The organism is Aquitalea pelogenes, assembly GCF_001515305.1.
GTDB classification, from domain to species: domain Bacteria; phylum Pseudomonadota; class Gammaproteobacteria; order Burkholderiales; family Chromobacteriaceae; genus Aquitalea; species Aquitalea pelogenes.
The window spans coordinates 1-7,734 of the sequence record NZ_LNQV01000088.1; the positions used below are offsets into that span (position 1 = coordinate 1).

Sequence of the window (7,734 nt, forward strand, 5' to 3'; positions counted from 1 at the left end):
CATGAGCCAAAGCAAAATCAACAGCGACTACCTGAGCGTCGGCGAACAAAGCGGCATCCTGGCCGGCGACGGCGGCTTCCACGTCAACGTCAAGGGCGACACCACCCTCACCGGCGGCGTCATCAGCAGCACCGAACAGGCCGTGCAGGACCACAACAACCAGTTTGCAACAGGCGGCCAGCTCGCCATGACCGACCTGCACAACCAGGCCGACTATAACGCCAGCAGCAGCAGCCTCAACATCGGCACCGCGATGAACCTGCAAGGCATGTGGAGCCCGTCCGGTTCCGGCATCGGCTTTGGCAACGACAGCGGCAGCGCATCCAGCGACACCCGCAGCGGCATCAGCGGCATCGCCGGCAACAGCGCCGCCCGCACCGGCGACCCGCAAAGCGGCATCCAGCGCATCTTCGACGCCGACAAAGTGCAGCAAGACATCGATGCACAAACGCTGATTACCCAAACCTTTGGGCAGCAGGCCAGCAGTGCGGTGGGGAAATACGCCGAAACCCAGATCAAACAAGCCAATGCACTCATCGAACAAGCCAAACAAGCCCACGCCGACGGCCAGGAGCAACAAGCCCAACAACTGTTTGCCCAAGCCGAACAAATCAATCAGGACTGGGGCGAACAAGGCAAACTGCGCATTGGCCTGCACACCGTCATTGGCGGCCTGACCGGCGGCGCAGCCGGTGCCGCAGGCAGCCTGACCGGCAGCCTCACCGCAGTCGAAGCCAGCCGCCTGCTCAAAGAAAACGGCATCACCCAGGAGAATAACCCGGCCTTGTACAACACCCTGGTTACGCTGGCCAGTACTGCTGCTGGTGGCGTAGTGGGAGGTACGGCAGGTGCAGGGACTGCATTTAATGAGGTGACGAATAATGACTTGCAGCACAAAGTTAAGGCGATTGCTGAAGGTCTGAAAGGGTGCAGTTCGCAAAAGTGCCGAGATGAATTGAACCAAGCCTTACGGGACGCAATTAAGGAAGAAAGTCAACCATTGCAAGTGGCCTACAGTAACCCTATCGCAACAGAACCAGGTAGTGCATGGAGTGCCGGTGGAAGTAGTGCGGCTTACACGACGCACGGCATTGCACCTGGCTCGGCTTACGCTACCTATGAACAACAAAACAAAATGAACTTCCTGGTATTAGCCGGTACGGCTGCCCTGCCTGCCGGGGGCTATGGCCTGCTTGGCCCGGCAGTGGGCGATGCCATGTTGGTATCAGGGGGGATTGCCGGTGGTTTTGATGCGGCAGGGCAATATGCACAAAATTGTGCACAAGGGAATTGCAAGGTGAGTGCAATCAATCCGGTGCAATCCTTGTTTGCGGTGAATTCGGCGATGGTGGCGGGGCCGATGGTGGGGCCTGCCGGAAGTCAGCTTTCTTCAATTTTTAGAATACCTAATTCAGCAGGGGCGACCATATCGAGTGGTTTGTTTGGTGCTGGGGTTGGTTATGTTAATACCAGCTTTAATAATGCATATAATGAAAGTAGCTATGATGCCATAGCGGCGTCCAAATATGGTTCTGTTGCCGGAATGTTTGGCTCAATTTTTGGAATGGGTGTGTTGAGGTGGACTGGTTCTGCCGTGAGTGGAAGTGTCGTTAACAATACGCTTTCGAATTTACCATCATTTCTGCCAACTCCATCCATTGATGGAAGAACTACTCTGCAAGGAAGTAAATAGTGAGAAATATTCTTATAAATTTAATTAGAAAGATTGTTTATATAATGCTTTGGCCGGTTGCGTGGTGTATATCGCGTGTAGTGGCTCCGACGCGTTTACACCACCTTCTGATGGGGCTTGGATTGGCATTCTACGGCTATTATCTTAATAACTATAGCTATGACTGGAATGTATACGCTTGTGATAAGACGGGTTGGTGGTTTTTCTGTAGCGATGCCCCTCGTCCTCGTCCGGAATTGGTGATGTGGCGTAATATGTATGGTATTCCATTGTTTTTAGGTGGCAGTTTTTTTTGACGATAAAATATATTAAATATGTTGTGAAGATTAATCGTCGGCTGGGAAGGATTAGGTTGATTAATCATAAAGATAAACTAGGCAGCACCAAAATCAGATGGCTCTGGTGGTTGTGACGTCGATTCGTTCTGTTTGGATTTCTCACGCAGTATCAAATTTTTAGTGGAGTACGGCATGCCTTTTGCACCAATTTGGCGACGGCTTATTGCATTCTTGATTGACTGTATTCTGCTAGGCCTACTCTTGATGGTCATCGGTCTTGCTTTTACAGACTGGCTTGCTGTGATTGGTAATTGGGGGCGCCTGATAACATTGTCTTCAGCATTGGTTTACTTTGGCGTCCTTGATAGCTCTGATGGTGGAGGACAGACATTTGGAAAGAAATTTCTCAAGATTGAAGTTCGTGCAACTGATTGCAGTTTGCCTAGCCTTCGGATAGGCATGATACGCAGTCTGCCGATTGCAGTAATGATCTCTGCGAATGGCATGGTTACTAATATTGTATGGATAGATCTGATTTTTTCTTTTGCTTGGTCAAGCTTTGCGTTGTTGCTACTTTATATGACGATTTTCTATCGCAAGCAGGGCCGCTTACCGCAAGACCTGCTTGCAGGGACTGTGGTTGTTATGGATACGGTTCGCTATTTTGATGTTGTTGAGAGTAAGCGTTGGCTGAATATTGGCATAATAGCGTGCGTGCTTATTGCATTGGTGGTTGGTATTTATCAAGTGCGTGATTATGTATCTGAAAGCGCACGCAATTCCCGTGTTGCATGGGGGGGGATGCAAGAAAAGTTAGACCTAAATGGTGCTATTCTCAATATTCAGAAGGTGACAATAAATAATCAGTCGCACTTTGCCGTGAATGTGGTAGTTAATAATAAAAAATTCCTTAGTGAGGTAATGGCTGCGCGTGTTGTCAATGCCATATTTTGGGAAGGCTTTAGTGGCATTCCTGCTGATGAAAAGCTGACCGTTAATCTGGGGTATGGGTTTAATCTTGGATTGGTGCAAAGTGTAAGCTGGACATCTTTTCAGCATACGCAAGCTGAATGGGCTGCATTAGTGGATTAATGCATTGATCTTGAGGTTATTTGACCATGCAATAATGAAATTTATTAATTTGCTCCTCTCTGTGAAAATATAACTTCAATAATCATATAAAACTAATATTATCTTGTTTTTCTTGCGCGGCTCTCGGTGCTATTTGCTGACTGCTAGTCTGTTGGGGTGTGGTATCTCTTCCTTGAGGCAATTTGACTATTTGCTGAATTGCAAATTAGTAATGGTGGCATAGTTAATGTTTATATAAGGGATGAAATGAAATATAAAATTGCTACTGAATATATTGATTATTTATTAAGTAGAAGAAAAAAGTTAATTCTCATTATTGTGTTGTCGTTTTTATTGTTGGCTCCATTGTTAATTTGGAAATATACTGGTGCTTTTATTTCTGTTGTGTATATTGGTTTTTTTATGCTTTTTGGATTGTATATGTCGGAGCGAAAAAGATTCAAAGAAAAAATTACTGCTCTGCAAGGTACGACAATTGAAATTGATGATACCTGTTTGATATTTGATATGAGCTATGGAAAGCAAGTATTTTATTTGAATAGAATAGATGAGATCCATGTTGTTCCTGGGGTTTGGCCTGTGATCAATATTAGAATTAATTTTTCCGGAAAATTGGTTTTGCAAGGTTTTAGAGAGGTTGATGAGATTGTAGTAAAGTTGATGCGAAGAAAAGAGTAATAGTGTAATGAATTATTTCTAATGTAATGAAATTGTGCATCGTTTTTGTATTTTAACTTTGCATTATATTTTTGTTTGGAGTGAATTTGAATGGATTTTTTTAAAAGCTGCGGTGGGGTTGCTGTGGTCAGAGTTGGGGTTTTGATATTAATTTCGTTGCTGTCAGCCTGTGCGAGCCACAATTATACAGATGCCCCGCCGACGATGGGATTTTTATATTCAAAATATGCTTATATTGCTTATGATGGAGATTTAAAACCATCAAGTGATATTGGTGTGATAACGACTGATGGTCGTGTGTTGATTGAGCGTGTGAATGGTGACTTGGTTGCCAGTAACTGGAGGTGTTACAAGCAAAATGGATTTTACTCTGAAGGTAGGTATCAGCTCAGATTGGCACCGGGGGAATATGTTTTGACACTTTCATTTCACCAGGACTTAGGTGATGGTAATATCTATTACTCACGACGAAATCTTGATAAGTCTATCTCGATTGCTGCTGGTCAGATTATTCATCTTGAAGGTTGGCCTGCACGTGAGTTTGATGGTTCGGCAGCAAGAAGTGTGATTGATAAAAAATATGAAGAATTAATTTCAAAAGAATCGCGTTGTAAATAAATTAAATATCAATTGAATTGAATGGGTTTGTATTTATTGTATCTGCTCGTATTGTAAATTGATTTGATAAGAAACTGATCAGTAAGCAGCCCGGTTCTCCATTAAATAGCCGGGCTGTTCTGCACGGGTGACTACGCGGGTTTACGCCAGCAATTGCTGCTGTTGCTGCTGCAAACCCAGCAAGCCCTGCATCAAGTGATTGCGGTAGGCATCAGACGGGTGCAGGGTAGGCAAGGCCAGCGCTTTTTGGGTGCTGAACATTCCCCCGGTGTGCATGGCTGGCACATGGGTTAACCATTTTCTTTATTACTTGGTCTTTTTGAATTGGGTAGGCGAGTACGAGCCTGCTTGAAAAGCGGCCCGGTACATTATGGTGTTCCGCCATGTTGCGCCGGGCGTTTTTTACCGATGCTTCAGCTTACGGTTGTCCAGTGCCCGTATTTGGCGATTTGCTTTTCATCAAAGCCAAAGCCCAGGCCTGGTGTTTGGTGCAGGATGACCCGGCCTGCCTTGTGCTCCAGCTGACGGTCCAGCAGGCGGCGGAAGTTGAGTACCTGATCGTCCCAGAAAAACTCCACATAGCGCGCATTTGGTGTGGCGGCCACCAGCGCGGCGTGCACGTCGTGGAACCAGTGCGGGCACATTTGTACGCCGTATGCGGCTGCCATGGCGGCAATGCGTTTCCATTCGGTAATGCCACCGCATACTGCCGCGTCGGTTTGCAAGATGGCGGCACCGCCCATGTCCAGCAGCTGTTTGTGATACCAGCGACCATAGCCGATTTCTGCGGTGGCAACGGGAATGCGGGTGAGCCTGGCCAGGCGGGCGTGGCTTTCGATGTCATCCGGACCGAAGGGTTCTTCGATGAAATACGGATGGTATTGCTCCATCCGGCGCAGGTATTCCATGGCCTGTACGGTATCGGTCCAGCCGTTGTTGCAGTCCAGCATCAGTTCGATGTCCGGTCCGATGGCGTCACGGGCGGCCTTGACGCGCGACTCCTCGCCCTGGGGTGTCCAGCGGCCGGTTTTCATTTTCACCGCCTTGAAGCCCAGCGCAACATAGCTGGCCATTTCTTCACCCAGGTGCCCGGCGGTTTTGCCTTCCACGTAGTAACCGCCGCTGGCGTAGGCCGGCACGCTGTGTAGTTCAACCGCGCCCAGGTATTGATGCAGTGGCAAACCGGCTGTACGGGCGTTCAAGTCCCACAAGGCGATGTCCAGTGCGCTGAGTGCGCGCATTACCGTGCCCATGCGGCCTTGCAGTAGTGCTTCCTGGTACATGTCCTGCCATAAGCCTTCCACGGCGAGTGATTCCTTGCCAATCAGTACCGGGGCCAGCAATTGCTCCACCGCCACCCGGAACAGCTCGCCGGCGGCATTGCCGACATAGCAAAAGCCAACGCCTTCTGCGCCATCGCTGCTGCGTATCCTGACCAAGCCGTAGTGACGATCAACCACGGTGCGATTGGATAGGTAAGTGACTTTGTCCAGCGGTACGCGTGCCACGCATACCTGGATGGATTGAATGATGGGCACAGGCTTCTCCTCTGAAGGGGGGATAGGGTGCGCTGACTATGCACCGGCTGTCGGGGACGAAACAGGTGCGGTCTTCTGTTTCAGACAACGTTAAATACGGGCTTTGCCCTGGGCTTGGGTCTGACGGAGTAGCAGCACAATCAAGGCACCGGCCAATGCCACGGCGGCCAGTCCGAAGAATGCGGTTTCCGCCCGGCCATTGGCTGCATCGCGAATGGTGGCAATCAGCATTGGCCCGAAGGTGCCGCCCAGGTTACCCAGCGAGTTGACCCAGGCAATGCCCGCTGCGGCAGCGGTGCCGGCCAGGAAGGCGGTGGGGAGAGTCCAGAAGGTAACCATGCAGGCAGCCCAGCCAATGGTGATGAGCGTCAGCCCCAGCATGGACAGTACTGGCGCTTGCGCTGCCAGGCCCAGGACGACCAGCCCGGCCAGTTGCAGCAGAAACCCGGTGGCACAGTGCCAGCGCCGCTCGCCAGTACGGTCGGAGCGGGCTCCCCAGTACACCATGGTAATGATGCTGGCCCCCCAGGGAATCATGCTGACCAGGCCCACTTGCAGCAGTTCTTTTTTGTCAAAGCCCAGCTCCTGAATGATGGTGGGCATCCAGAAACCAACGGCGTAAAAGCAGGTTTGCAAGGCAAGGTAGGCCACTGCCAGCGCCCAGACGCGGCCGTCCTTGAATGCGTCGGATATGCGGTGCTTAGCTGCCAGCCCGCTCTTGGCTGCATTATCGCTGGCTATGCGCTCGGTCAGCAGTTGGCGTTCTTCTGTGGTGAGCCACTTGGCTGACTGTGGCCCATTGGGCAGCACTGCCAGAACCATGAAGCCGATCAGTACGGATGGCATACCTTCCAGCAGAAACAGCCATTGCCAGCCGCGCCAGCCGGCGCTGCCATCCATGTACTGCATGATGGCACCCGATAGTGGCGAGCCCAGCAGTTGCGACACGCCGACAGCAGTCATGAACAGGCCCAGCATCTTGGCCCTGCGTTCTCCCGGAAACCAATACGTCAGATAAAGGATGATGCCGGGGAAGAAGCCCGCTTCGGCCGCACCCAGCAAGAAACGCAGCAAATAAAAGGTGAATTCGGCATCTGATAGCTGGAAGAGGGTGGCCAGCGGGCCCCATTTGATATCGCCGGTAAACATGAAAGCTGAGGAGATCAACCCCCAGGTCACCATGATGCGCGCAATCCATACCTTGGCACCGTAGCGCTCCAGCATCAGGTTGCTGGGTACTTCAAAGAAGAAATAACCCCAGAAAAACACCCCGGCCCCTGCGGCATAGATGGCATCACTGAATTGCAGGTCTCCGGCCATTTGCAGTTTGGCAAAACCGATATTGGCCCGGTCCAGAAAGGCCACGATGTAACACAGGAACAAAAGCGGAATGAGTTTGCGTGCGGCCTTGCGGTAGGCGCGTTCTTCTATTCCTTCTGTTACCACGACGTCTGCTGCAGCCATTCCGGTCATGCGTGATCTCCTCTTTGTTGTGATTGTGGGTTGCTCTGCCTGGCAAGCCTGTTATCGGCCACGCGGAGTCGCCGTTTGTGCATGCCCACGCTGCTGCATTGGCCGGCATTGTCCGGGCATGGCAGGCCTTGGCGATTGCATGGGGCTGAGCCGCACCAAGTGCCACGTGCAGGGTGTGGCCTTGGCGGTTTGCCAGTGGGTTGGCAGAACTTGCCTGCACTACTGTTGATCAATCTGAAAGACAAACAAAGGGTGTTTCTGTGTATGCGCAATTGCACGGACTTGCGCATCCAATTGCATTCCCACTGCACACCCAATTGCATTACTTGCGCACCCTCGACCTGACGGGTGCGCAGATTGCTTG

General features: G+C 50.7%; 6 protein-coding genes and 1 pseudogene. 5 read left to right on the forward strand and 2 right to left on the reverse strand.

Going from position 1 to position 7,734, the window contains the following annotated elements; genetic code table 11:
• From AWT75_RS21780 to AWT75_RS21490, 5 genes and pseudogenes are all read left to right on the forward strand, one after another.
• Positions 1 to 1,693, forward strand: a pseudogene (locus AWT75_RS21780) (hypothetical protein); the annotation flags it as partial.
• Positions 1,693 to 1,989, forward strand: coding sequence for a hypothetical protein (locus AWT75_RS21485; RefSeq protein WP_153013406.1), 297 nt, complete (start codon positions 1,693 to 1,695; stop codon positions 1,987 to 1,989). The pseudogene AWT75_RS21780 and the gene AWT75_RS21485, both read left to right, overlap by 1 nt.
• 174 nt (positions 1,990 to 2,163) lie before the next feature.
• Positions 2,164 to 3,063, forward strand: a complete 900-nt coding sequence (locus tag AWT75_RS20040; RefSeq protein WP_062791488.1) for an RDD family protein — start codon at positions 2,164 to 2,166, stop codon at positions 3,061 to 3,063.
• 246 nt (positions 3,064 to 3,309) lie between these two features.
• Entirely contained in the window at positions 3,310 to 3,741 is a 432-nt protein-coding gene (locus AWT75_RS20045) for a hypothetical protein (protein WP_062791490.1), read from the forward strand.
• 90 nt (positions 3,742 to 3,831) lie between these two features.
• Positions 3,832 to 4,359: a hypothetical protein gene (locus tag AWT75_RS21490; protein ID WP_153013407.1), complete on the forward strand. Its 528-nt coding sequence runs from the start codon at positions 3,832 to 3,834 to the stop codon at positions 4,357 to 4,359.
• A gap of 413 nt (positions 4,360 to 4,772) precedes the next feature.
• On the opposite strand, the gene AWT75_RS20050 is transcribed toward AWT75_RS21490, so the two are convergent.
• Entirely contained in the window at positions 4,773 to 5,897 is a 1,125-nt protein-coding gene (locus tag AWT75_RS20050) for a mandelate racemase/muconate lactonizing enzyme family protein (RefSeq protein ID WP_062791493.1), read from the reverse strand.
• A 90-nt stretch (positions 5,898 to 5,987) separates the two neighbouring features.
• Complete coding sequence (locus AWT75_RS20055) at positions 5,988 to 7,370, reverse strand: MFS transporter (RefSeq protein WP_062791495.1); 1,383 nt, start codon at positions 7,368 to 7,370, stop codon at positions 5,988 to 5,990.
• Positions 7,371 to 7,734: the final 364 nt, after the last annotated feature.